Genomic DNA, 1458 nt, shown 5'->3' on the forward strand with positions numbered 1-1458 from the left:
GGGCGTGGCCGGGGGCGTCTGGGCCGCGGCTTTTTTGGCCGGGGCGGGGGCCGGGTCTTCCATCACGCCATCGCCGAAGGGGTCGTCGGCCTTGGCCTTTTTCTTCTTTTTGGCCGGGGCGGCGGCGGTTTCCGAAGCCGGCTCGCCGGGGTTGGCGCCGGTATCTTCGGCGGCGTCCTTGTCCTTCTTCTTTTTCTTCTTGTTGGCCATCTCGTCGAAGGCCGGCTCCTCGGGGGCGGGCTTGCTCACGCGGGCCATGGGCTTGGGCTTCACGCCGAGGAAGTCTTTCTGGAAGTGCTGGCGGAAGTTGTCGACATCGGCAAAGTCGCCAAGGAAAGCGCCGTAGCTACTGGCGGTTTCGTATTCGCCCTTGGCCTTGGCCGCGATTTCGGCGTCGAAATCGTCGTTCTGCGACTTCACCAGCAGCAGGTTGTTGGCAAACTTGAGGTAATACCAGCTCGTGGCATCGGCTTCGAGGTACAGCTGCACCACGTCGTTGCCGCCCTCGCGCCGGATTTCTACGTAGCCATTTATCAGCGAATTCATAGGCTGCTTGCCCACGTTGGCCAGGCCAATGGGACCTACCGAGTACCAGGCGCGGCGCTTGTCATTCCAGCGCAGATTCACGCGGTTCAGCACGATGGTGTGGGCCAGCTTGGGCGACAGCTTCACCAGCGCGTCGGCGAAGCCGCGGCGCTGCGAGTACGCATCCACGCCCTTGTCGCCGATGAACTGGGCCAGGTTATACAGCTCATTGGTGGAGCCCGTCTGGCCTTCGGGCAGGTTTTTGGTGGTTTTGGCCAGCTCGTTGGCCATCAGGTCGAGGGCTTTGGGGGGCAGGGTCACGTCGATGCCCAGCAGGGCCTCCACGTTGTAGCGGGCACTGTCGGGGTTGGCCGAGCCAATGCCGGCTCCCACCATCTTAAAGTCCTTCACGGCATCGCCAATAAAGCTCATCGGGCCGTGGAAGCGCAGCGAATTGGTCGAGTCAACGTACGTCAGCGAGGAGCCTTCGTAGGCGTTGGCATCGGCCGGGTCGGCGCGCGAAATGGTGTAGGTTTCCTTGCGCTGGTCGTAGGTCAGCTTGCCATCCACCTTGAACACGGTGAGGTCGGTGGAGTTGGGCACAGCCGCCGCGTACAGCGGATAGAGCCCCTCGGTCTGGTCCGAGAGGAAAATACCGGTCAGCAGCGGGGCGCCGTCCTCGGCCTTCACGTCGTTCAGGTTCAGGCTGAAGTTTTTCGGGTCGATGGAGTCCTTCACCGCCACCCACTGGGCCAGCTTGCGGTTTTTACCGAATTGCAGCTGCACCTCGCCGGTGAAGGCGAAGCCCCGACGGCGCGAGTTCAGCTCCACGTTGCCGCGGTAGCCCACCCGCGGCGTGAGCTGAAACTTTGAGGTGCTGCTCACCACGGCCGTGGCCACGGTGGCGGGCCCTTCGGCCGCGCCGCCGTCGGC

Annotated in this window: 1 protein-coding gene; it reads right to left on the reverse strand. The window is 63.6% G+C overall.

The genetic code is table 11. The annotated features are described in order from the left end of the window. Positions 1 to 1458: hypothetical protein (locus tag ACYVDE_RS22685; RefSeq protein ID WP_460503808.1), on the reverse strand; the 1458-nt coding region annotated here is incomplete at both ends.

It is taken from the genome of Hymenobacter agri (assembly GCF_054778495.1).